Origin of the sequence: Pseudoalteromonas sp. ND6B (assembly GCF_000764215.1) — a bacterium.
Taxonomy (GTDB): Bacteria; Pseudomonadota; Gammaproteobacteria; order Enterobacterales; family Alteromonadaceae; genus Pseudoalteromonas; species Pseudoalteromonas tetraodonis.
The window spans coordinates 1-23,587 of the sequence record NZ_JQFL01000078.1; the positions used below are offsets into that span (position 1 = coordinate 1).

General features: G+C 39.6%; 26 protein-coding genes. 14 read left to right on the forward strand and 12 right to left on the reverse strand.

All coding sequences use genetic code 11. The features are described from left to right. Positions 1–483: 483 nt before the first annotated feature. Positions 484–678 (forward strand): (2Fe-2S)-binding protein, encoded by a 195-nt coding sequence (locus tag ND6B_RS02885; RefSeq protein ID WP_011329912.1) that lies wholly within the window; start codon positions 484–486, stop codon positions 676–678. A gap of 106 nt (positions 679–784) precedes the next feature. Here the strand turns inward: ND6B_RS02885 and bfr (ND6B_RS02880) are convergent, their stop codons facing one another. Further along, positions 785–1,249, reverse strand: coding sequence for a bacterioferritin (bfr, locus tag ND6B_RS02880; protein ID WP_033104128.1), 465 nt, complete (start codon positions 1,247–1,249; stop codon positions 785–787). Positions 1,250–1,260: 11 nt separating this feature from the next. After that, entirely contained in the window at positions 1,261–1,734 is a 474-nt protein-coding gene (gene bfr, locus ND6B_RS02875) for a bacterioferritin (RefSeq protein ID WP_024602407.1), read from the reverse strand. A 381-nt stretch (positions 1,735–2,115) separates the two neighbouring features. On the opposite strand from bfr (ND6B_RS02875), the gene ND6B_RS20315 reads away from it, so the two are divergent. Then, the gene (locus tag ND6B_RS20315; RefSeq protein ID WP_200882094.1) at positions 2,116–2,277 is read left to right on the forward strand and encodes a hypothetical protein; all 162 of its coding nucleotides are present in this window, start codon (positions 2,116–2,118) and stop codon (positions 2,275–2,277) included. Between the two features lie 132 nt (positions 2,278–2,409). Here the strand turns inward: ND6B_RS20315 and ND6B_RS02870 are convergent, their stop codons facing one another. Next, positions 2,410–3,264: a cation diffusion facilitator family transporter gene (locus ND6B_RS02870; protein WP_013463109.1), complete on the reverse strand. Its 855-nt coding sequence runs from the start codon at positions 3,262–3,264 to the stop codon at positions 2,410–2,412. A 266-nt stretch (positions 3,265–3,530) separates the two neighbouring features. Here ND6B_RS02870 and ND6B_RS02865 point away from each other — a divergent pair, with 266 nt between their 5' ends. From ND6B_RS02865 to ND6B_RS02850, 4 genes are all read left to right on the forward strand, one after another. Next, positions 3,531–4,019, forward strand: a complete 489-nt coding sequence (locus tag ND6B_RS02865) for a GNAT family N-acetyltransferase (protein ID WP_016899173.1) — start codon at positions 3,531–3,533, stop codon at positions 4,017–4,019. Between the two features lie 70 nt (positions 4,020–4,089). Further along, positions 4,090–5,442 (forward strand): DNA-3-methyladenine glycosylase 2 family protein, encoded by a 1,353-nt coding sequence (locus ND6B_RS02860; protein WP_033104129.1) that lies wholly within the window; start codon positions 4,090–4,092, stop codon positions 5,440–5,442. Next, complete coding sequence (locus tag ND6B_RS02855; RefSeq protein ID WP_033104130.1) at positions 5,439–5,906, forward strand: methylated-DNA--[protein]-cysteine S-methyltransferase; 468 nt, start codon at positions 5,439–5,441, stop codon at positions 5,904–5,906. Before ND6B_RS02860 ends, ND6B_RS02855 begins: the two co-directional genes overlap by 4 nt. Before the next feature lie 77 nt (positions 5,907–5,983). Beyond that, on the forward strand, positions 5,984–6,568 hold the full coding sequence (locus tag ND6B_RS02850) for a thymidine kinase (protein WP_008112278.1): 585 nt from the start codon (positions 5,984–5,986) through the stop codon (positions 6,566–6,568). On the opposite strand, the gene ltaE is transcribed toward ND6B_RS02850, so the two are convergent. Together ltaE and rlmF are read right to left on the reverse strand one after the other, a co-directional pair. Then, complete coding sequence (gene ltaE / locus ND6B_RS02845; protein ID WP_033104131.1) at positions 6,551–7,555, reverse strand: low-specificity L-threonine aldolase; 1,005 nt, start codon at positions 7,553–7,555, stop codon at positions 6,551–6,553. The genes ND6B_RS02850 and ltaE overlap by 18 nt on opposite strands. Positions 7,556–7,574: 19 nt before the next feature. Next, a complete protein-coding gene (gene rlmF / locus ND6B_RS02840) occupies positions 7,575–8,507 on the reverse strand; it encodes a 23S rRNA (adenine(1618)-N(6))-methyltransferase RlmF (RefSeq protein ID WP_033104132.1) in 933 nt (310 codons plus the stop codon). A gap of 128 nt (positions 8,508–8,635) precedes the next feature. On the opposite strand from rlmF, the gene ND6B_RS02835 reads away from it, so the two are divergent. Next, positions 8,636–9,544, forward strand: coding sequence for an alpha/beta fold hydrolase (locus tag ND6B_RS02835; protein ID WP_033104133.1), 909 nt, complete (start codon positions 8,636–8,638; stop codon positions 9,542–9,544). On the opposite strand, the gene ND6B_RS02830 is transcribed toward ND6B_RS02835, so the two are convergent. The 3 genes from ND6B_RS02830 to ND6B_RS20035 all read right to left on the reverse strand — a co-directional run bounded on the left by ND6B_RS02830 (position 9,513) and on the right by ND6B_RS20035 (position 14,162). Beyond that, positions 9,513–10,955: a tetratricopeptide repeat-containing sulfotransferase family protein gene (locus ND6B_RS02830; RefSeq protein WP_033104134.1), complete on the reverse strand. Its 1,443-nt coding sequence runs from the start codon at positions 10,953–10,955 to the stop codon at positions 9,513–9,515. The two genes, ND6B_RS02835 and ND6B_RS02830, sit on opposite strands and share 32 nt — an antisense overlap. Before the next feature lie 144 nt (positions 10,956–11,099). Continuing rightward, on the reverse strand, positions 11,100–13,670 hold the full coding sequence (locus ND6B_RS02825) for a TonB-dependent receptor plug domain-containing protein (protein ID WP_033104135.1): 2,571 nt from the start codon (positions 13,668–13,670) through the stop codon (positions 11,100–11,102). A 333-nt stretch (positions 13,671–14,003) separates the two neighbouring features. After that, positions 14,004–14,162 (reverse strand): oxidoreductase-like domain-containing protein, encoded by a 159-nt coding sequence (locus ND6B_RS20035; RefSeq protein WP_081844587.1) that lies wholly within the window; start codon positions 14,160–14,162, stop codon positions 14,004–14,006. Positions 14,163–14,266: 104 nt separating this feature from the next. On the opposite strand from ND6B_RS20035, the gene ND6B_RS02820 reads away from it, so the two are divergent. Then, positions 14,267–14,689 (forward strand): hypothetical protein, encoded by a 423-nt coding sequence (locus ND6B_RS02820; protein ID WP_033104136.1) that lies wholly within the window; start codon positions 14,267–14,269, stop codon positions 14,687–14,689. Between the two features lie 83 nt (positions 14,690–14,772). Beyond that, positions 14,773–16,134 carry a leucyl aminopeptidase family protein gene (locus tag ND6B_RS02815; RefSeq protein WP_033104137.1) on the forward strand — a complete coding sequence of 454 codons (1,362 nt, stop codon included), beginning with the start codon at positions 14,773–14,775 and terminating at the stop codon, positions 16,132–16,134. Between the two features lie 27 nt (positions 16,135–16,161). On the opposite strand, the gene gloA2 is transcribed toward ND6B_RS02815, so the two are convergent. Next, a complete protein-coding gene (gene gloA2, locus ND6B_RS02810; RefSeq protein WP_008464296.1) occupies positions 16,162–16,548 on the reverse strand; it encodes an SMU1112c/YaeR family gloxylase I-like metalloprotein in 387 nt (128 codons plus the stop codon). 82 nt (positions 16,549–16,630) lie between these two features. Beyond that, complete coding sequence (locus ND6B_RS02805) at positions 16,631–17,710, reverse strand: ketoacyl-ACP synthase III (RefSeq protein WP_033104138.1); 1,080 nt, start codon at positions 17,708–17,710, stop codon at positions 16,631–16,633. Positions 17,711–18,090: 380 nt separating this feature from the next. Here ND6B_RS02805 and ND6B_RS02800 point away from each other — a divergent pair, with 380 nt between their 5' ends. From ND6B_RS02800 to ND6B_RS02780, 5 genes are all read left to right on the forward strand, one after another. Further along, positions 18,091–19,329 (forward strand): sensor histidine kinase, encoded by a 1,239-nt coding sequence (locus ND6B_RS02800; RefSeq protein WP_033104231.1) that lies wholly within the window; start codon positions 18,091–18,093, stop codon positions 19,327–19,329. After that, entirely contained in the window at positions 19,326–19,850 is a 525-nt protein-coding gene (locus tag ND6B_RS02795; protein WP_033104139.1) for a response regulator transcription factor, read from the forward strand. Before ND6B_RS02800 ends, ND6B_RS02795 begins: the two co-directional genes overlap by 4 nt. Positions 19,851–19,873: 23 nt before the next feature. After that, on the forward strand, positions 19,874–20,293 hold the full coding sequence (locus ND6B_RS02790; RefSeq protein WP_013463126.1) for a thiol-disulfide oxidoreductase DCC family protein: 420 nt from the start codon (positions 19,874–19,876) through the stop codon (positions 20,291–20,293). Between the two features lie 78 nt (positions 20,294–20,371). After that, positions 20,372–20,650, forward strand: coding sequence for a peptidylprolyl isomerase PpiC (ppiC, locus tag ND6B_RS02785; protein WP_008464312.1), 279 nt, complete (start codon positions 20,372–20,374; stop codon positions 20,648–20,650). Positions 20,651–20,727: 77 nt separating this feature from the next. Beyond that, positions 20,728–21,537, forward strand: coding sequence for a substrate-binding periplasmic protein (locus ND6B_RS02780; RefSeq protein WP_028834138.1), 810 nt, complete (start codon positions 20,728–20,730; stop codon positions 21,535–21,537). Between the two features lie 37 nt (positions 21,538–21,574). Here ND6B_RS02780 and ND6B_RS02775 read toward each other — a convergent pair whose 3' ends face one another. Then, the gene (locus ND6B_RS02775) at positions 21,575–22,234 is read right to left on the reverse strand and encodes a DsbA family oxidoreductase (protein WP_016899162.1); all 660 of its coding nucleotides are present in this window, start codon (positions 22,232–22,234) and stop codon (positions 21,575–21,577) included. A gap of 119 nt (positions 22,235–22,353) precedes the next feature. Further along, positions 22,354–23,574, reverse strand: coding sequence for a M24 family metallopeptidase (locus ND6B_RS02770; protein WP_033104140.1), 1,221 nt, complete (start codon positions 23,572–23,574; stop codon positions 22,354–22,356). Positions 23,575–23,587 lie beyond the last annotated feature (13 nt).

A 23,587-nucleotide genomic window follows, 5' to 3' on the forward strand; every position in this document is an offset into this window, starting at 1 on the left:
CGCTTATAAACTTTGACATACTGCCTCAACCCTCAACTGAATCAATAGTCTAATTATATAAATATCAGTATATTAAGTGAACTAAATGTATAGATTAATAGATCATAAGCAGAACATACTTAGACCAAAAGGTGATCAGAGTTTTCACACAGTCTGGGCACAAACCAGAAATAGCTTACGCATTAATTCTATATTTATACATTAAGGCTTCTTCAGGCTTAATGAAATTCATTTTAATCATTCAACTATTTATACCTAAACCTACTTAAATTCAAGGTGGGATTTTATTTATTAAATCTCAATTTAAGTGCCATACTTCGATTGAAATTCAAACAATTCTCAAGCTGCCGCGAATTCTCAATTTAAGTGGCGCTGGCCAAAAAAAAATGCAAAAAAATCAATTTTTATAAAAAACCAATTGATAACTATTTTCGTTTAGATTAGTATAAACCTACTAAATGAAAGTAAGAGTTGTTTGTATTCATGTATATTTGTCTTTGTCACGGTGTGACCGATAAAAAAATTGAGCAAACCATCGACGATGGTGCTACTACCATGCGCGAGCTAACTAAAGAGCTTAAAGTAGGCAGCCAATGCGGTAAGTGTTGTGGCTGTACTAAAAAGATCCTCAATCGTAAACTGATTCAAATTGCAGATATAACCGATCAAGTGGCTTAACAGTAATCTATGTAATTGCCCCTATCTAAACGAATTGGTTTAACATTTAAAAATTAAACATAAAAAAAGCAGCCTTAGCTGCTTTTTTTATATTTATAACTTTAACTTACAGTTGTGATTGTAAGTAGTTTTCAAGCCCAGTGTTTTTGATCAGCAGTTGCTGTGTTTCGAGCCAATCAATTTGCTCTTCTTGCTCATTTAAAATGTTATCGAGCGCTTCACGGCTAATGTAATCTTTTTTACTTTCAGCTAGTTTAATCGCAGTACGCAGCTCGTCTAAGGTATCAAGCTCAAAGCTCATGTTAGCGGCAATCATTTCTTCGCTGTTTTCGCCTATACGTAAACGTCCTAAATCTTGAAGGTTTGGTAAGCCTTCTAAAAATAAAATACGCTCAATTAAACGATCAGCATTTTTCATTTTTTGTATCGATACTTTGTAATCAGCTTTGTCCAGTTTACTAAAACCAAAATCTTTAAACATACGTGCATGTAAAAAGTATTGGTTAATACCCACGAGCTCATTAGCAAGTACTTTATTTAGCGCTGCAATAACGTCTTTATCGCCTTTCATAATGTAAGTCCTTATTCGCCCATTTGAGCTTGGTGGTAATTTTGAGTGCCAATTTTGTCAATCAGACCCAATTGTTGCTCTAACCAGTAGACGTGATCTTCTTCGGTATCAAATAATAGTTTTTCTAGAATTTCACGTGATTGATAATCTTGCTGTTGTTCACAGATAGCAATAACTTCTTTAACACACTCAACCACTTCAAGTTCTAAGGTTAAGTCGTTTTGCATCATGCTTTTTACATCGCTACCAATTAAGAGGTCACGACGTTTGGTCATGTTTGGTACGCCTTCTAAAAAAAGAATACGTTTAATTAACCAATCAGCGTGATCTTTTTCTTCTTCCATTTCATGGTTAAGACGCTCATAAAGTTTGTTTAAGCCCCAATCGTCGTACATACGAGAATGAATAAAATACTGGTCAATAGCAGCTAATTCGTTAGCTAACAATGTATTGAAGGCGTCGATTACTTTTTGATTACCTTTCATAGCGCTTATCCTAAAAATTCTAATTGTGGCTAGTCTAGTATATAGGCACAGAATTGCAAGTAATTTACTTATAAATCATATGGTTAATATTGAGTTTGATTCTCGTTTAAGTTTGCATTGCTGGCTGACAAATGGACAAGTTGTTATTTGTATTTTAGATCAGCAAGTTACATTTTTTATAACATAAAAAGGCATACTTACTAAGGTTATTAAGTAAAGTATTGCAGCTATTTTAAGTGTTGAGGTTGTTCTTTTACGCTTTATTACTTCGAATTCTGGGATGAATACAGTAAAACTGAAATATTTACACAACTGAGTTTTTTCACTCAATTTATTTTGTAGCCACTCTCGTAATCTAATTATTGCTATTGTAGCGGGGGGATGTCTTTGCACCCAGCTCACGGCTCTGTAATTAATGAAGTAAGAAAGGCTAAGGAGCAGGGAAGTGGACATTTATTGTTTACAAAAATATCCGTGAAAAAAGCAGATAAAGCTGAAAACTTAATGCTGCCCCTTGCAGCAGCAACTATCAGTACTCTTTAATTAATTTGTGATAATACTTATCTATCGTATTTTTGTAGCGGTTTAAATAAAAACCGCTGAGAAGTCTATCTAATATATAAGTAAACCTACTTAGAGCTTTAATGTAATCATTTTGGTTATTGAAAACAGTGATTAGTAACACTCGATTACACAGTGCTCAATTGCAAATTCATCATGTAAATAATGTTTAATGGCGTTAAGCTCAATAAGGGTATCTGTTTGCATCACAATTTCACAGTGTGTGGTGTTATCGTCGAGTTGCCATGCTTTTATTGATTTTATTTGAGTAATGGCAAACTGTTGCAGTAACTTTTTACTGATAAGTTGCTGGTCAAAACCAATGGGGGCTGCCTGCATTAAAATGCTGCAGCTGGCTTTAAGTAATAATACGCCGTGATAAATAACATACAGTGATATCAATATCGTCGCTATTAAATCAACTACATACCACTGGTATAAAATAATTAAAGTACCGGCAATAATAACCACAATAGAGGCCATGGCATCAGACACATTATGAATAAACGCCGCCTTTATATTCATGTTGTTTTTAGCGCCGGCTTTAAAGGTTAATAATGCAGTGACTAAATCAATGAATAGCGCTACTGCAGCAACCCACACAATGATCCAGCCATTGATAGGTTGAGGGTTTAAATAACTACTTATGGCCTCAAAAATTAAATAACCACCGATGACTATTAACGTGGTGCTATTAAAAAGAGTTGCTAGAATTTCTGCACGTTTGTAGCCAAAATGGTGGGTTGTATCAGCTTGCTTATTGCCAATTTTTCGAGCAACGAGGGCAATAAAAATTGAGGCCGCATCACTTAGGTTATGTAATGCATCTGCAATTAATGAAAGACTGCCGGAAAATACGCCGCCAACAACTTGCACTGCAGTCAGTAAAACATTTATAAATACGGCAAGAGTGAGCTGTTTATCACTTTGGTTATCATCAACGTGACTGTGTGAATGACCATGACCCATTTTAGTTAAACTTCCTCATTGCTTTACTGTGTACTCATAATGACAACTTTTTGCCATATATAAAAGCGTTGTTTTAATTTGTTTTTTTAATGCCCTAATGAATAAATTGAAATAAGCTCATGAACGTTACTTATTGAATATAAAACGATATGCTAGGGTATAAATAAATGTATTAATGGCTTAAATTATCATAATTAGTTAAGCACTTTTTATATTAAATTAGATGCTTACCAGGCATAAAAGTAGTTTTTTAAGGGTCAATAACAATGAACACAGCAATAGAAATTCGCGATGCAAAGCCAAGTGATGCAAAAACAATTCTACACTTTATCAATGAGCTTGCTATTTACGAAAAAGAACCTGATGCAGTTAAAACCGATGAGCAAGCCATTTTAAACACCCTGTTTTGTGAAGGCGCAACGGCGCACAGTTTAATATGTTTACAAGATGATGAGCCAATTGGTTTTGCCGTGTATTTTTACAATTACTCGACTTGGTTAGGTAAAAATGGTCTTTACCTAGAAGATTTATACGTGAGCCCTGATAGCCGCGGAAATGGGGCTGGTAAAGCCATTATGAAAGAACTGGCAAACAGAGCAATCAATAAAGACTGTGGCCGCTTTGAATGGGTGGTACTTGATTGGAATAAACCCGCGATTGATTTTTATAATAGTATGGGCGCTGAGCCACAAAATGAATGGATTATATATCGTTTAACGGGTCAGGCATTAATTGATTTTGCAAATAAAGATTAGTGCCGAATATGGCCAGTAATACGCTTAGTTTTTGCTAAGCTAAGCGCTACCTAATTTACAAGAGCATTTTATGGGTGATCAGCACTGGCAAAAAGCACGTCAAAGTCGTGATGCGCGTTTCGATGGGCTTTTTTATGTAGCTGTTAAAAGTACCGGTATTTATTGCAGGCCAATTTGCCCTGCGCCCACAGCTCACGAAAAAAATGTGGTTTACTATCAGTTTGCGCACTCTGCCGCGCAGGCTGGTTTCAGGCCTTGTATTCGTTGTCGGCCCGATAGTGCACCAGGAAGTGCGGCTTGGCAGGGAACAAAAACAACGGCTCTACGAGCCAAGCAATTAATTGATCAGGATAATCAGCACGACTGCGAAAAGCTCGCCACGCGTTTAGGAATAAGCAGCCGTTATTTAAGGCGATTATTTTCTCAATATTTTGGCATTTCGATCACGCAATATCGATTGTTTAACCAATGTCATTTTGCAAAAAAATTAATTCAAGAAACTAGCTTACCGCTTACCGAGATAGCGTTTGCCTCAGGCTTTAAAAGTGTTCGGCGTTTTAATGATGCTTTTTTAAAACAACTTAATATTGCGCCCTCAGCGCTCAGAACCGCCAAGCACCCAGCTGATATTGGGCTCACCTTAATTTTGCCTTTTCGTCCGCCGTATAACTGGCAGGCATTGCATGGGTTTTTAGCAAAACGATTAATTCAGCCAATAGAGTGGTTAACGCCAACCAGTTATGGGCGTACTTTTACTTATAAATCGTGTAAAGGGCGCTTTGATGCTGAGTTTGTTGCAGATAGACATCATTTTCGGGTGCAAATTGATATAGATAATACGCAATATTTACAGCCAGTTATTAACAACATTCGCCGTGTACTTGATTTAGATGCAGATACTTATTTAATTGAGGCGCATTTAAGCGAACACATTAATAATGCATTTCCATTTACTAAAGGCTTAAGGTTACCGGGTATTTGGTCAAGTTTTGAGGCGGGAGTCAGGGCTGTACTTGGGCAACAAGTCAGTGTAGCGGCCGCGCACAACCTAGTGACTAATTTAGTAACACAGCTTGGTGAAAAGCAACACCAGCAGGTCTATTTTCCTGAGCCTGAAGTGTTAGCACACAGTGATTTTGCATTCTTTAAAATGCCACAGGCGCGTAAAAATGCCCTGCATATCCTCGCTGAATTTTGTGCCGTGAATCCCGATTTTGATGACTTAGATCAATGGCTTAGTTTAAAAGGGATTGGCCCATGGACGGTTAATTATGCAAAGTTACGCGGCCAAAGCCAGCCCGATATTTTACTCGATGGCGATTTAGGCGTTAAAAAGGCACAAGCGGCAGCAAGCTCTTTTGAATCTGCGAACTGTGCACCATTTCGATCTTACTTAACTTTTCAACTTTGGCAGCAATTATGATAGTGCAAACCAGTTTACCCAGCCCGATTGACGATATTATTATTCAGGCAACTGAAAAAGGTATTAGTTATGTGGGGTTTTATCCACCGACCAGTTATATCAGTACGCCTTTAAATAAGGTGACTAATTCACATGTTTTATCTTGTATGGCGCAGCTTAATGAGTACTTTGCTCATTCGCGTACCGAGTTTGACTTAGAGCTTGATACTGGCGGCACACCATTTCAGCAAAGCGTATGGCAGGCATTACAAAGCGTACCGTTTGCTACAGTGGCAACCTATAAAGACATAGCCATACAATTAAATAACCCTAAAGCAGTGAGGGCGGTAGGGGCTGCAAATGGTAAAAATCCAATTAGTATTATTGTGCCGTGTCACCGCATCATTGGCGCAAATAATAAGCTTACAGGCTATGCCGGTGGTTTAGAGCGTAAGCAATGGTTACTAGAACATGAAGCAAAATAAATAAAATAGCGTTTCCAAATTTGTATTCTCAGCACTTTAGGGTAGCATAAGCGCACTTTTTATTTGAAGGCACGGCCATGGCGCAATTATACTTTTACTACTCTGCAATGAATGCAGGTAAATCAACCACTTTATTACAATCAGCGTTTAATTATAAAGAGCGCGGTATGGAGCCGGTGATCCTCACCGCTGCCATTGACGATAGAGCAGGAGTGGGCAAAGTATCCTCACGTATAGGCCTTCAAGCAGATGCACATATTTATGATGCGGATAAAGACGTATACGAGCTAATTAAATCGCTCAATAGTGATAAAAAACGCCATTGTGTACTCGTGGATGAATGTCAGTTTTTATCTAAAGATCAAGTTATGCAGTTAACCGATGTAGTCGATGAGTTAGGTATTCCTGTATTGTGTTACGGCTTAAGAAACGACTTTAGAGGTGAGTTATTTAGCGGCTCGCAATATTTACTTGCTTGGGCTGATAAGTTAATAGAACTTAAAACGGTGTGTCATTGTGGGCGTAAAGCAAATCACGTATTACGTACCGATGAAAATGGCGAGGCTATTGCCGATGGCAACCAAGTAGAAATTGGCGGCAACGACCGTTATGAATCGGTGTGCCGCAAACATTATAAAGCCGCGTTAAATATGGGCCGTTAAGGCTTTTATAAAGGTATCTATATCCGCTTTGGTAATACCTAAATGGGTTACTAGCCTAAGTTGCTTACTTGGGCTAAACACAATGCCCTGTGCTTTTAAATCGGCTGCTAGTTTTGTGATGTTTATGCTGTTATCAAGCGTAGCGTAAACCATATTTGTGGTATTACTCATATTTACGTTAAAGCCTGCCACGTTATTTAACTGTTTTGCTAAATAACGCGCGTTAGCGTGGTCATCGACTAAACGTTGCGTGTTATTTTCTAAGGCATATTGCCCCGCAGCAGCTAATATACCGGCTTGGCGCATACCGCCGCCAAGCACTTTACGCCAGCGTCTTGCTTTAGCGATTAACTGCTCAGAACCTAATAATAATGAGCCAACTGGCGCACCTAAGCCTTTCGATAAACAAATAGAGACTGAATCAAAATGTTTGGTGATATCACTAATATCAAGGTTAAGCTCGGCTGCGGCATTAAATGCTCGCGCGCCATCTAAATGCAGTGCTAAGTTATGTTGATCAACAAATTCACGTGCTTTAATTAAATAATCAATACCCAGTACTTTGCCACCTATGGTGTTTTCAAGGCTCAGTAATCGCGTTTTCGCAAAGTGGCTATCATCGGGTTTTATTGCAGCAGCAATTTTAGTAAAACACAAGCTACCATCGCCTTCATTTTCAATAGGCTGTGGTTGAATAGAGCCTAAAACGGCAGCGCCACCGCCTTCAAACTTGTAGTTATGAGCATTTTGGCCACATATATACTCGTCGCCGCGTTCACAATGGGCCATTAATGCAAGCAGATTTGTTTGTGTGCCTGAGCTACAAAAAAGTGCATCTTGCACATTAAAACGTAATCGAGCATAAGCTTCTAATTGGTTTACACTTTCATCATCGCCATAAACGTCGTCGCCGACGGGGGCATGATACATAATATCTCGCATTTTATTGCAAGGCTTGGTCACTGTGTCTGAGCGAAAATCTATCATGGGGTGTCCTTAAGTGACTTTATACTAATTCTTCACAAATTTGTTCTCGGGTGGCTTTATCAAAATAGCTCCATGCAATAAAGCGACTGACTTTTTGCCCTTGTGCCATTTCAACAATTTTAAACTCACTAATAGGCTGTTGTTTTAGCTGTGCTTCTAAGGCTGCTAGAGTTTCTTTTTTAGAAACCAACGAGGTAAACCAAATTACTTGGTCACTGTGATCCCTGCTTTCTTTGATCATGTTAGAAATGAATGCTAATTCACCACCTTCACACCACAGCTCATTACTTTGTCCGCCAAAATTAAGTGCTTGCGAAGGCGCTTTGCCTAAGTTTTTCCATTTACGTTCACTGCCTTTACTGGCTTCTTCTGCACTGGCGTGAAATGGCGGGTTACACATCGTTAAATGATACAAATCTTTCGCATTAATCACCCCTTTAAAAATATGCTCGGGATTTTTTTGTTGTTTAAGCGTTATTTTTAGATTATTGAACTGAGCGAGCTGCTTGGCTATTTTTATTGCTGCAGAGTCTATGTCGCTGCCAGTAAAGTGCCATTGGTATTCGCTATTGCCCGTTAGCGGGTAAACTAAGTTAGCGCCAGTGCCTATATCAAGCACTTTAATTTGTCGGCCAGTGGGAATAACTTGCTGATTATCTTCGCTGAGTAAGTCAGCTAAGTAATGAATATAGTCAACTCTACCTGGAATAGGTGGGCATAAGTTGTGCTCAGGAATGTCCCAAAAGTTAATATTGTAATGACTTTTTAATAGCGCCTGATTCAAGGTTTTTACAGCTAAGTTATTACTAAAATCAATACTTTGATTGCCTGCTGGCGTCGTAATTAAAAAAGCAGTTAACGAAGGGGTTTGCGAGGTAAGCAAATTAAAATCGTAACCATTTTTATGTTGATTGCGCGGGTGTAATTTAGAGCGAGCTGATTTTGCTTTCATGAGGCTTTTTAACAACAGGAATAAAAGCTAATAGTAACAAATACAGACAGAAAAAGTGCATAATTTTCCCTTTGGCTTACCAGATATTACTGGTAGGATGAGTTGTTAGCAATTATAAGGAATTCGCTTTGGCAGTTACTCAAGAGTCTGTTTTTATTAAATTAGGTGACCATCAAACACTGCATTTGCGCCGTATCGCCAACCAGCAGCCAAGTGGGCCTGTGGTGTTATTAATTCATGGTGCGGTAGAAAATGGCAAAATATTTTACACTCATAGCAATAAAGGGTTAGCGCCTTTTTTAGCTGAACAAGGGTATTGTTGCTACGTAGCTGATTTACGCGGGCGTGGTGAAAGTAAACCTGCTATTTGTAAGCAAGCACGGTATGGACAAACTGAGGCGATTGTTGAAGATATTCCGGCATTTATTGAAAAAATTGAACAGTTAGAGAGTAAAAAACCTGACTTTTTAGTTGCTCATTCTTGGGGTGGGGTGTTGCTTAATAGCGTGTTTGCTCGCTTCCCTGAGCTGATAAACGATGTAAAAGCGTGTGCCTATTTTGGTTCAAAGCGTTCGCTATTTAATAACCACCCTAAAAAGTTATTTCAGGCCAATTTAATTTGGTATTTTATGGCGCCAATATTAGCGAAAAAACACGGTTATTTACCAGCAAAACGCTTAAAGTGGGGCAGTGATGATGAAACTCAAAAGTCGCATTATCAAAGTATGCAATGGGCTAAGAAAAATCCGTGGATAGACAGTGATGATGGCTTTGATTACGCTAAAACATTAGCAAATCTCACGCTTCCTCCAACGTTACATATTGCGGCAGTAAAAGATAAAGCATTGGCACAGCCTATCGATATTCAAAAGTTTATTGATGAGTCAGGTACTGGGGTGCAAAAAATGCAAATATATGGCCGCCGCTTTGGGCACAAAGTAGATTACGACCATATTAATATGCTTACTCACCCACAGGCACGCCAAGAACAGTTTATGGATGTGCTTAATTGGTTTGAGGCAACGAGAGCAAACTAAGTAAAGGGGCTTCATAACGCTGCCATTTATCAAGGTTTTTGTTATTTACAGGCTGCCTGATGGCATGTTTACTGAGCGTTGTAACGGCGCTTTTATTTTTGTAAAAGTCTAAACAAGTATGTTCAAATTCACAGCCAGTAAAACTCAATAGTGCGGTTAATTGATCTTTAGGGTTTTCAATTAACTGCTCATAACTTAAATTATAAATAGCTAAGCGGTTAAATTGCTGCCAATGGCTCATCAGTTTTTCATAAAGCTGATGGTACAAAGTAAATTCATTTAAATCACAAAAATAGGGTTCGTTTTCAGCAAAGTAATTAGTAAACACTGAAAATGCGGTTGCGTTAAAGTTGCGGGTCAGGTTAATAAACTTAGCATCTGGGAATAAAATATAAATTAACCCTAAGTTTTGGTAGTTGCTAGGCAGTTTATTGATCACAAATGCGCAATTGCTCCCAGAAGAACTTAAGGTATCTAAATATATAGCTCTGGCTTGGTTAATTAAAGGCGTTGTTAGCTTAGTTAAGCATTGAGGGTAGCGTAACCCTGTTTTATGTTCTAAAAAAGCGACTACCTTATTACTAATACTGGTGTCTTCTCCAAGCGTTGCCCATTGACTGTGTCCTGCTAACATCTGCTCCAGTAAGGTTGAGCCGCTTCGTGGCATACCAATAATAAACACGGGCGTAACAGGATACTGCTTATTTAGGTTTGCTAAATTGAACACACTTTCATTATTATATTCAATAAGTTGATCATAAAACTCAATTAAATCTTCAGTATTAAATTCACTGAGTTTGTGTTGTTGCTGATTGGCAATCACAAAATAGTTAAACGCTTGATCAGTATTGTCTAATTTGTCGTAACTTTTAGCTAAAGCATAGTAGCAGACCATTTTTAAGCGTAGGTTATTTGTTTGCGTTAAAAAGTGGTGTAATTGATCGATGTAATTATTTGCTTTATTAAAGCGCCCTAATTGTACCAATTCAAATAAAACATAAGCTGTAACTGGTGCTATTCCAAGCTTTAATGCTTCCTCAAACGTGGCCTGCGCTTTATCAAGCTCGCCAAAGGTTAAATAGTGCTGGGCTAAATAATAATGAGTGTCTGGGTTGTCTGCGGCAATACTTGTTGCGTATTCGAGTACTTTTTGCGCATCTTCAGGAGAGTTGACCGCATTAAATGCATCACTTAGTGCATACAAAGGTTCTAATGCATAAGGGAGATGCTGACACGCTCGTTGTAGTATATAAACAGCGGCATCAAATTGTTCTAAACGCAGTGCTACTTTACCTAAGCCAAACAGGGCGTCACCATTATCAGGCTCTGCTTGTAATAGCATTTTGTAATGAAACTCAGCCTCTCTGAGCTTGTTTTGTGATAATAACTGGTCCGCTTTTTTTAGTAGCATAATACAACTAATATTCTTTTTATTTACTATAACCCCAAAGCCACAAAAAATGCGAGTGTAAAAGTCATTTTAAATAGGTTTATAAAGGGCAATAAAAAGGCGAAATGCATTACACATTTCGCCTTTGATTATCATTAACACATGTTAGAAAGTATAGGTTGCTTTAGCGTAGTAAAAGCCACCATTAATTCCGTATGGAGATGTTTCGTAGTACTTACCACCCCAGTTGTTATTTGGTGTCACTGTGAAATCAAGTTTCTCTGCTTCTTGATCCAGTAGGTTTTGTGCACCCAATGAGAAGCTAATTGAGTCATTCATGAAGTAGGTTACTTCTACATCTAACGTGACTGCTGCGTCAGCCATTTTAGCTGTTTCATCATAATCTACGTGAACGCCTTGGTACTCACCAAAGTAGTTAAGGCGAGAAAATGCTGAAAAGCTTTCCCATTGTTGTGCCCAGCTCAGTGTTGCACGGTGATTAGGTAAGTCATTTTCAAGACGGCTTACTTTAAATGCACCCGTTATATCACTTGAGCGTGTTACTTCTGTTTCATTCCAGTTGTACGCTAAGCTAAATGTAGAGCTACCACTGAACAATTCAGCTGAGTAGTTAGCAACTAAATCAACACCTTGTGTAGTGGTGTCAAAGTCATTAGTAAAGAAACTAACTTGCGCAAGGTTTTGTACGTTAGGTACGCCCGCAGCTTCAAGCGTGTCTTTATCTGCTTGGCTAAGTTCAATTTTATCTGATTGGCTAATACGGTCATCTACTTGGATGTTGTAGTAATCAACCGTTAAGAATAAATCGCCAATAGTATACACCGCACCAAAGGTGTAGCTTTGTGATTCTTCAGGCTCAAGTTCAGTACCACCTAGTTGAATAGCAATAGGGTTTGTAGGTGGTAACAAAGCCGAATCTACTAGTACACCACTGCTTAAGTTAGTTTGTACGTTACTAACATTCGCTTGGCCAACGGTAGGCGCACGGAAACCGGTGCTGATAGAGCCACGAATATTTAGATCTTCAGTAAGGTGGTATTGACCCATTAACTTATAGTTAGTGGTTGAACCAAAGGTATCGTAATCTTCGTAGCGAAGCGCTAAGCCCATTAAGAACTCTTCAGTAAATGGCGCTTCAATATCAATGTAAGCTGCATAGTTACGACGGTCATATTCGCCTGCATCTGATGGTTTAAATCCAGGGAAACCGTTAGAACCTATACCAAAACCTTGATCAGTTAATGGACCTGCAATAAACGAAGCCTCATCACCTGCCACTACGGTAAAGGTTTCTTCATGCCATTCTAAACCACCGGCAATGTTTACATCGTAAGCTAAATCAAAGTCAAACCCTTTTGAAATATCAAAATTAAAGTTTTTCTCTAATTGTTCATATTTACCTGGGCTAAAATCACGCGGGCTATCTGGACCCAGTGAAGCATTGATTGTGTCGTATATAAAGTAGCGAGATTCGTTATACCCTACCGTACCACTTAGATCATAATAAGCGCCTTCTAAAAAGCCGCCAGTAAACTCACCTTTAGTACCGATAGTAAGTGACGTATCTGTAATATTACCACCAAAGTTTGGTGTAAAACCGCCCGGAAGCATTTCGTTAAATGCGAAACAATCAGGGTTATTTGCTACACCATTAATGTAGTCAGGGTTATCAAGAACGTTGTCATCAATCATGATTGTTGGACAGTTACCGCTCATATCACCGGTTAAATCACCAACAAGCAGTGTTTCGCCACCATCATTTGAGTATGCACCAGGGCGAGTATGTGGGTTACGGTAATAAAAACCACCGCGTACATCACGCTCTGAGTAGTTACCAAACATGTAAAATTGTGAGTCGTTAGTAAGTTCTAAACCAACATTACCAAAGATTGAGATGTCGTCATCGACCTCAGGTGCACCCCATACTTGGGTTATCGGGGCAATGTTTGGTACGCCAGCGGCATCAAGTGCGGTAGCATCAGCTCTTTGTACTGAGCGGCTGGTTGCGTCGGCTGTTTTGTACTGAAAGCTTAAATTAGCAAAACCGCTATCGGTAAATGGTAAGCCCACATTACCTGAAATTTGAGTTGTATCACCGTCGCCCTCATAATATTCGCCTTTGCGAACTTCGAAAGATCCGCCTTCAGAGGCATCTTTAAGTTGGAAGTTTAAAACCCCAGCAATCGCATCAGAACCATATTGTGCAGCGGCACCATCACGAAGTACTTCTACTTGTTTCAGTGCAATACTTGGAATTACTGAAATATCAGCACCTTGCGCACCATCGTTAATACCACCACCTAAAAAGGCGATAACTGAAGCACGGTGACGACGTTTACCGTTAAGTAAAATTAGTGTGCTATCTGAAGGTAGTCCGCGTAAGTTTGCAGGGCGCACTAATGAAGCAGCATCACTGATTGGCATTGAGTGTACGTTTAAAGAAGGAATAGCCCCTTTTAATAGCTCTAGCATATCAGTGTTACCTGATTTACTTAGCTCTTCACCACCAATAATATCGATAGGTACAGGAGAGTCACCAATAGAACGAGGCGCAGAGCGCGTACCTACTACGGCAATTTTTTCTACATTTTTGTTAACTTTAACTTCGGTTTGCTCTTCTTGAGCAATTGCTGAACCAGAAACAAATAAGCCTGCGGCTGTTGTTGCTAGAGCAAATTTGATGGCCTGTTGAAGCGCATTGCTTTTTAATTTCATTCTAAATATCCCCAGTTAGAATTGATTTGTATAGTCTATTTAATGACTTTATTGTGGACGGTTCACATTCAATGGGGAGCAGATATTGTTAACTCACTCCTAAAAGCTTAATAAACTAAGCGCACCTCCTGTGAGTCCTCGAAATAGACTATAGATAAAAAAACTAAAGAGGGCAATGGGTAATTAACCACTATTTAACAAGTTGAAACAAATGATTTATCTAAAAGTAACACAGAGTTAATCATAAGTAGGGCAGGGAAAGGGGGGTAAAAGCAGGCATTGATACATAGTTATTAATTAAATAAGCTATTTTAGCTACTTTCTATTATTGAATTAAACTGACCTGCTATTGATATTTTCACCATGATATTTTTTCCACTGTGCAAGTTTTTCTTTGTACTCATCCCATACACATGGACAGCAACTACCGCCGCCGCAGCACTCATCAGATTTTGGCCTTTCGGGTTTAGTGTTGGGTATGTTTTTTTGCATGTTTTTAATTAAAACTGAGGAAAATGAACATTAAGAATAAATGATTGAATAAAGCGTGTAAATTATTCTTTGTGAACTGAAAGCGCTGTGTGAGAATACAAGCTATGCGATTATATAAAGTTATCCATCGTGCACCCTGGCGGGTTGCTAAAATAAGTAAAAAGCGACAACAACTACGCTTTCGTCGTGCTATGGTCGCGCTTAAAATTGCGCTTGCCCAAGAAAGGCAAGAAACCAAAGAAATGCTAATAATTTATAGGCGTTATACCCAAGGGCAAACAAATAAAGCAGAACTAAAACGCGCCAACGAGCAGTTTGTTGATATATTAAAAGGACTAGGGCTAGGCGTTTTTGCGTTATTACCGTTTGCACCATTAACTATTCCACTGGTTGTTAAACTAGGGCAATTAGTAGGTGTTGATGTATTGCCGAGTTCTTTTAGTATGAATAAGCCGATTAAAGAAATTGATCAAGAAATGGCTCAACAAAACCAAGAGCAAGACTCAACGCCCTCAAAGAAGAAGTAAGCTAGCAGAACATAATTAGCTATACCTTTTAATAGTGCTTATTGATATGCTAAGGCATCATTTTCTATTATGTGAGTCATTTAATGAGTGCTTTACTTCGTCATACCTCTTCAGGAATTCCTCTATCTTTTATTGTTAAAAATGAATTAACAGACTGGCTTACTCAGCAACCAAGCTTTGTGCAGCGTTGGCTTGCAAATACCGATTTTGAAAAATCAGGGCTCGCACTAGTGCCAAACCCAGAAACGGGTGAACTTAGTCAGGTATTTTGTGTAATGCAAAGCACTGATGATTTTTGGGCCGCTGGCGAGCTTGCCAGTAAATTACCTGCGGGTTGTTATCAAATTCAAGGTGATGAGTCTTTAGTTGCTCAACTTGCTTTAGGCTTTGTGTTAGGTGGTTATGAGTTTAGTGAGTACAAGCAAAAAGCCACAGCGAAAGCTCAGCTTGGCATTGCTGATAAAACATTATATGAACAAGTAAAACAACAAGCGGATGCCATTAATTTAGCACGCGATTTAGTTAATACCCCAGCTGCCGATATGATGCCGCAGCATTTATCGCAGGTAATGAGTGACCTTGCAGATACATTCGACGGTGAATTTACACAGTGGGTAGGTGATGAGTTATTAGAGCAAAATTACCCAACTATTCATATGGTAGGCCGTGCAAGTGAAAACAAACCACGATTACTCGATTTAAAGTGGGGAGCGGTTGATGCGCCACAAATTACGTTAGTCGGTAAAGGTGTCTGTTTTGATTCCGGTGGACTGGATTTAAAACCTAGTTCAGGCATGCGCAACATGAAAAAAGACATGGGTGGGGCTGCGCATGTTATTGCCTTGGCTCAGTTAATTATGGCTGCTAACTTACCAATACGCCTTCGTGTTTTAGTGCCTGCGGTTGAAAATGCTGTTTCGCGTAATGCATTTCGCCCTGGCGATGTAGTAAAAACCCGTAAAGGTATTATGGTCGAAATAGACAATACCGATGCGGAAGGGCGACTAGTGCTGTGTGATGCACTAAGCGAAGCACAAAACGATGATCCTGAATTAATCATTGATTTTGCAACATTAACTGGTGCGTGCCGTATTGCGTTAGGTACGGAGTTACCGGGATTTTTCTCAACGGATCGCGCTGTAGCAAATGCCATTATAGACTCGGGAATGCAAGTTAACGACCCTGTTTGGCAATTGCCGTTATTCGAACAATACAAACCATTTTTGAAAAGCGATGTGGCTGATATGGCTAACTGTGCAAGTACGCCATTTGGTGGCGCAATAACCGCTGCGCTTTATTTGAAAGAGTTTATAGAGCCAAATACACCATGGGTTCACTTTGACGTAATGGCATGGAATTTACGTGCATTACCTGGGCGTCCAGCCGGTGGTGAGGCACTGGGTATTCGTGCAGTATTTACTTACTTACAAAATCGATTTAACTAAATTAAATATACCTTGAGTTATTAGATGTTAAAGTGCATATAACTCAAGGGGTAAGCCATCTGGATCGGCAAAAAAGGTGAATTTTTTGCCGGTTATTTCATCTTCTCTAATATTTTCGACGATGACATTGTGTGACTCTAAATAATGTTTAGCAGTATTAATACACCCAACTTTAAATGCTAAATGTCTAAGTCCTTGTGCTTCGGGGTAGCTTGGTCTACTTGGCGCATCATTAAACGAAAATAATTCTAACTGACTACCATCAGGTAAAGCTAAATCGAGTTTGTAAGACTGACGCTGTGCACGATAATGCTCATTAATAATCGTGAGTTTTAATATTTCACTATAAAAATGTTTAGAGCGTGGGTAGTTGCTACAAATGATGGCTACATGATGAATGCCTAGTAGTTGCATCTATTTTCCTTAAAAAGCAAAAAGCGCACTAAAAGCAGTGCGCTGTTTATCAATACATGTGCATGGTCATATATATTAGCTTTTAGCTAGGTTCTGCGTCTTTACACGCTTTTACAGCCGGTGCAACAAGCTCTAAACCCGTTTTATCACACGGTGGAAGCTCAGCATCACTAATAGCAATAGGCGTTACTCGCTCGCCCCATTTTATATAGCTTGCCGCCCACGTTAGGCCTGCTCCAAATGCAGCCGACATAATATTGGCATGCGGCTTAATTAAACCTTGCTCAACGGCCTCACACAGCGCAATGGCAATCGTTGCAGCAGAGGTATTACCGTATTCGCCAATGTTAACCATTACTTTACTGTCTTCAACCTTTAAACGGTTTTGAATTGCTTGAATAATGCGTAAGTTAGCTTGATGCGGAACTAGTACATCGATATCGTCTAACTTGAGATTAGCTTGTTCAAGCACATCGTCACAGGCTTCACTCATGCCTTTAACGGCACGTTTAAATATTTCACGGCCTTCAAATAAAAGGTCTGATGGACCAATTGGCTCATATTTATTTAAATCACTGCCAAAATTAGTAATGTGTAAAATATCACGATCTTCGCTGTCACAACCGGTTTTAGTCCCTAATAAGCCTGCAGGTGTTTCTGCTGCTTCAAGCACAACGGCACCGGCACCATCACCAAATAATACTGCGCTGTCGCGTCGTGCCCAGTTTACATACCACGTCATGCGCTCAGCCGCGATAACGACAGCTTTTTTGATCATGCCAGCTTGAATTTGCGCTGTCGCAGCTTGTAAAGCATATAAGAAACCAGAACATGCCGCGTTGGTGTCCATGGCTGCAGCGCCTGTGGCACCAATATTTTTTTGTACTAATGAGGCGGTGTTTGCGACTACTGTTGAGGGGGTGCACGTTGCTAAAATAACTAAATCGATATCTTTTGCATCTACGCCAGCACAAGCAATGGCATGTTTTGCAGCCACACTAGCAAGTTCAGCAGTACTTACATGGCTAACTCTTCGTGCCTTGATACCTGTGCGTGTGGTGATCCACTCATCGGTTGTATCTACAATTTCACTTATTTCGTCGTTGCTGATGCTTGCTGGTGGAATGCATTTACCCCAACCAGTGATATGTGCGTAAGGCATAGTGTGTTCTCTTAAAAGTGGTATGACGTGTTCGTCTAATGAGGACGTTATATCAAAAATTAGCTGTTAACACTAGTTTATAGCATGGTTTGCTTAGTAATTACTGCTATTTTACGGACTATTTGCTGCATTTTTGCTTAAAGGTAAGTGGCTTATTTTTATTGTGTTAATTAAATGATTTTAATGATTTTGCGTGTTTTACACTATAGCTCATAGGCCTTATACACATATTAGAATACGAACGCTTTGTTGACTATATATGCTTGAGTGCGGTTGAGCGAGCAGTTAATATGAGGCGCATATTATAGAATCACTACTATAAAAAGCATTATTTATAATGGATAACAAAGCTGTGTATATTCAGACAAATGAACCTTATTGTGTTAATTAAAACCGACCCGGCTATTAGCCGGTTATTAATGCTGCGCAGTGGTGCCATTGTTGTTCAGCTTATTGCGGTACTCAGTGTTTATTTTTTACTAGATCACCAAATTGCACTTATGCCGTTGTTAGGGGTTATTGCTGTTGAGGCGGTTTTTCAGTTAGCCAGTGTATTTGCCTACCGGCATGTAAGCCAAGCAAAGCCAATTGGCATGTTAATGCAACTGACCGCAGATGTGCTTTTTTTAACTATTTTGTTGTCTTTAAGTGGCGGTGCAACTAACGCATTTGTGTCGTTATTGTTGCTGCCCATTATGATAGCGGCAATTACATTGAGCGCTCGTGGGCTTGCCTATATTGCTGTGCTGGCTATCGCTGCCTACAGCATGCTACTGATTAAAATGCCAGAGCATAGCATGCACCAAATGAACATGAGTGGCCACTTTATTGGTATGTGGGTTAATTTTGTTATCAGTGCCTGCGTGATTGCGTTGGTTATTGGTGCAATGAACCGTGCTTTACAACAACGTGAGCGCACTATTGCCAAAGTTAGAGAGAAACAGTTGCGTAGTGAACAACTGGTTACTCTCGATGGCGCAGCGGCGCAAATTACTCATCAATTAGCAACGCCTATTGCTAATTTACAATTATTGTTTGAAGAGCTTGTAGAAGAGTATCCCAACAATGAAATTATTCAGCAAATGCAAGCACCCTTGCTGCAATGCCGCACTCAGCTTAATGATTTTAGAAAGCTCTCTATGCAGCTACGAGATAAAAACACGCAAACACCTATAAAAGGAGAGCAGCTGCAAAATCAAATTCATGATACGTTGCTAATACAATACCCTAATCAACAAATAAATTGGCTTAATGAGGCGCCTAAAGCCACATTAAAAAGTGATGCCATGCTGCTACCTGCTATTTTAAACTTATTACAAAATGCAGCGCTTGCTAACGAAAAAAAAGGCCAAATGCAATTAGAGTTGAGTTGGCAACAGCCAGATGCGCAAAGTATTGCGTTAATTATTCGGGATTTTGGCGCTGGTTTTTTATCCTCAGAGTTAGCGGAGTTAGGCGGGCAGCTCATGCCCAGCGAGCAAGGCATGGGAATAGCGGTTATGCTATCAAATGTCACGTTTGAGCGTTTAAATGGTTCGTTAACTGTTTATAATCACCCCGATGGTGGGGCGGTGGCCAAGATACAAATGCCACTATTAATAACCGAGTCGGCGCTATGAAGCTGCTAATTATTGAAGATGACATTAACCTTGCTACCACTTTGACAAGGCGCTTAACAAAACACAGCTTTAACTGTGAGGTTGCACATAACCAAACAGAGGCTTTACTTAGGGCTCGCCAGCAGCAACCTGATTGTATTTTATTAGATATGAAGTTAGCAGATGAAAATGGGCTGGCGCTTATTGCACCGCTGCGACACTTGTTACCCAAGGCGCATATTGTATTGCTTACCGGCTTTGCAAGTATAGCTACAGCCGTAGAGGCGATGCGCTTGGGCGCTAATGACTATTTAACTAAGCCTGTCGATATGGCAAGCTTATTAAAAGCGCTAAAAGTAGAGCCGGTATCGACAGTAACCGAAATTCCTGAAGAGGTTATGTCACCCGAGCGTTTAGAGTGGGAGCATATTCAACATGTATTGCACAGTAACAACGGTAATGTATCAATGACTGCAAGGCAGCTTAATATGCATAGACGCACTTTGCAGCGCAAGCTACAAAAAAAACCTGTGCAGCAATAAGCCCTCACTTGAGCAAGCAATTAATGACCCATACCGCCGCGCTAATCAAAAGCCAAAAAATTATACTGTTCGACGCCCAGTGCAAGCTTTGTAGTGCGTGGTGTAATTTTATTATTGCTCACGACCCTCAGGCCATGTTTAAACTGTGCAGTGTACAATCGCCAAAAGGACAACAAATATTAATGCACTTTGGCTATTCGACAACTGATTTTGCCTCTATGGTTTACATTGAAAACGCTCAAGCATTTATACAAAGCCATGCATTTTTTGAGGTGATTAAACAGCTAGGCTATCCGTGGAAACTTAGTGGTATATTTAGTGTGTTGCCAAATCGTTTTAACAATTGGCTTTATGATAAAATTGCATCAAATCGATATACCTTATTTGGTAAATATCACTATTGCAGGATCCCTTCAAAGCAAGACCAAGCCCACTATTTATAAGTGCTTTAATAGATGCCTGAATGTATTGGCTGTGCTAAAATCGCGGCGTTTAAATTTAAGCATTAAAAAGGCACTTACATGGCAAATACGGCGCACGCACTGCATATTTTAGTAAAACATAAAGAGATTGCAGAAGACATCATCAAGCAATTAGGCAAAGGCGCAAAGTTTCAAACTTTAGCTAAAAAGTATTCGTCATGCCCATCGGGTAAAAAAGGCGGTGATTTAGGTGAGTTTAGACGAGGCCAAATGGTTCCACAGTTTGATAAGGTTGCCTTTAGTGGTGCAATTTTAGAACCGCATTTAGTAAAAACGAAATTTGGTTGGCATGTGATTAAGGTGCTTTATCGTACATAAACTAACGCAATTTTAAGTTGCCGCTATACTTATCATTTGTTTAGTTTGTTACATTGCTAAAGCAACTTGGAATAACTATGAAGCTTATTATTTTATGCTGCAGTTTAATTTTAATGGCAGTGTCATTTTTTGCCAGTAGCACTGAGCAAACGATCACCCTTAAGCTTGGCAAACCAAGCACCCAAGACATACCAAAAAACCACTATATTTTAACATTATTAGAAAAGAGCTTTGCAAAGGTTAATGTAAAGCTCAATATTGCTTATAGTCTTGAGCCAATGAATACTAAAAGAATTTTAGAAGAGCTCACACGTAACGATGATGTTAATTTAGCTTGGTTAACTTTGCCAAACTCCCTTGCAGAGCAAAGACATTTAATCCGCACAAGTTATCCTATTTATAATGGGCTGCATTCAAAGCGCTTGCTCATGGTTAAACAAAGCCGGTTGGGCGAATTTTCAGATATAAAAACCCTTGAACAACTAAAGCCGTTCATAGCCTTACAAAAGCAAAGTTGGTCTGATTATTATGTATTAAAGAACAATGGCTTAACAGTTAATGGTGATTTGAGTTATGAAAGCATGTTAAAAGCGTTAGATGAAGGACTTGGCGATTATTTTCCGCGTTCAGTAACTGCTATAAAAGCCGAAATACGTAAACATCCTCAGTATAACTTTGTTATTGAGCCTCATATTATGCTGCAATACGATAATTACTATTATTTTTACGCAAACGAAAATAACAAAGCAATCATTGAGTTATTAGAGCAAGGCTTAACAAAGTTAGCAGATAGCGGCGAGTTAAATGCGCTTTATGAGCACTATTATCGTGATGTTGAGGACGGGCTTAATTTAAATAACAGACGGGTGTTTAACTTAAAAAATTAATAAGGTTAGGCCGCAAAATGTAGCCTAACCCGAAAAATTATTGCTCCTGCTTGGCTTCTTCTTCACTTATTTGCTTAAGTGCTTGAATAAACGATTCACTCGGTTGCCCACCGGTAAGCGCGTACTTATCATTTATAATGAAAGTAGGTACTGAGGTTATTCCCATTTGTTTAAAGTTATTTTGCTCTTGGCGTACCGCTTGTACGTATTTATCTGAGTGTAAAATTTCTCTGGCTGTGTCTTTGTTAAGGCCGACTTTTTCTACCACATCCAGTAACGCATCTTCTTGATTTAAATATTTTAAATCGGTGAAGTGTGCTTCAAAAAACGCCAGTTTTAACTCAGTTTGTTTGCCTTCTTCACGCGCCCACATTAGCAAGCGGTGTAGATCAAAGCTGTTGATCATGATGCGTTTACCGTCAAAATTAAAGGTAAACCCAGCTCGTTCACCCGCATCCGCCATGTTTTGACGATTTCGCGCGCTTTCTTCTTCAGTTAAACTGTATTTTTGCTGCAAATGCTCGTTTAAGTCTTGCCCTTCAAGTGGCATATCTGGATTAAGCTCAAAAGGGTGCCATGTAATATCCGCACTCATTTCGTCTTTTAATTCTGCCAATGCGGTTTCTAAGTTTTTATACCCAATAATACACCACGGGCACATTACATCTGAGACGATATCTATTTTTAAGTTTTTCATAGGGATCCTTGAAGGATTGCTTTTTAATAACAATGGATATTGGGATGAAGTTTAGTTTATCAATCATTGAACATAAAAAGAGCAGCGAAAGTGCTGCTCGTTTATTGAATGTTTTCAGGTTAGCTGTTCAAGCCAAATGGGTCGTCAATGCTGTGGCTTGGCTGGGTAAACCAACGCGGGCCGTCATCTGTCATATAGAAGTGATCTTCTAATCTCACACCAAATTCATCTGGAATAACCAGCATTGGCTCGTTACTAAAACACATGCCTGTGGCAAGCGGGGTTTTATCGCCGCCCACTAAGTATGGCCATTCATGAATGTCTAAGCCAATACCATGGCCTGTGCGGTGTGGGCAACCTGGTGTTTGGTATTCAGGGCCTAAGCCTTGAGCTGCTAAGTAGCTGCGAGCTGCTTCGTCAACCGATTCACAGGTTTCGCCAAGGGCGGCTTGATTGAAAGCTGCTAACTGGGCCGCTTTTTCAAAATCCCAAAATAGGCGTTGGCGGCTGGTTGCTTCACCAAATACATAAGTGCGGGTAATATCAGACAGGTAATCGTGTACTTTGCATCCGGTATCAATAAGGACCATGTCGCCTTTTTTCAAAATTTGTGGATCTTTTACACCATGAGGGAATGAGGTAGCAAGGCCAAACAATACAATACAGAAGTAATTTCCCGGGGCACCTACTTTTTGATGCGCTTTTTTTATAAATTCTTCGACTTCTACTGTGCTAATTCCTTCATAAAGCATGCTCGCAGTAGCCTGATGAACCGCTAAAGTCATATCCATGGCGCATTGCATTAATGCTAATTCATTGGGTGATTTATGCATTCTACAATGTGCGGTTACAGGTTGTGCGTTAACTAGTTTTAATCCTGAACTGGCTTTATTGATGCCATCAAAAATAAAAAACTGTGCGCTTTCATCAATGCCCACGGTAGCGGTGTCGCTAATATTAAGCTGTTTCAGCACTTTAACGAATAGCTCAAAAGGGTTCTCGTGTTCTTGCCAGCCGTGTATTGGGCCATCAATGACTTTAAAGCCATTTAAAGAGCCAATTTCAAAATGGGGGGCAATGTATTGCACCTCACCCATGGCGGGTAAAATAGCGCCGACTAGTCGTTCACTGGCGTACCATTTCATACCGGTAAAATACGTTAAGTTGGTACCTGCATTTAAATATATCGCATCAATATTATTAGCTTGCATATAAGCTTGCGCTTTGGCCATACGCACTAAATACTCATCGGCCTGAATTGGCGTTACTGAGTGGGTCATATTGCTTAAACTAGCAAGTGCTTGTTCGGGTGTGTGTGTACCAATACCAACTGTGGTCATATATTTCTCCTAC